At 27.8% G+C, this 317-nt stretch carries 1 protein-coding gene; it reads left to right on the forward strand.

The window, feature by feature from the left end; all coding sequences use genetic code 11:
• Positions 1-296: Mlp family lipoprotein (locus U881_RS0100420; protein ID WP_024652911.1), on the forward strand; the 296-nt coding region annotated here is incomplete at its 5' end.
• Positions 297-317: the final 21 nt, after the last annotated feature.

The raw sequence follows: 317 nt of genomic DNA on the forward strand, positions 1-317 counted from the left end.
CAGAAGAAATACTCAAAGAAAAGTTAAATGACACTGAAAAAGTAAATCTAAATTTCTTAAAAGAAGCATTGAATAATGAAAGTGATTTTAACAAGTTTTTAAGTCATGATGAATCTGCAATAAAGTCTGTACTTCAACATATCCAAAGTGAACTTAACAAATGTACTGGAGATAATGCAGAAAATCAAAAGAACACATTTAAACAAGTTTTAGAGGGCTCATTTAAATCTAATAGTAATAATTTAGATCAATTTAAAAATGAAGCGTCAAGTGCTTGTAACGGAGCAGGGGGATAAAGATAAAATTACAAACAAATT

Source organism: Borrelia persica No12, assembly GCF_000500045.1.
GTDB lineage: Bacteria > Spirochaetota > Spirochaetia > Borreliales > Borreliaceae > Borrelia > Borrelia persica.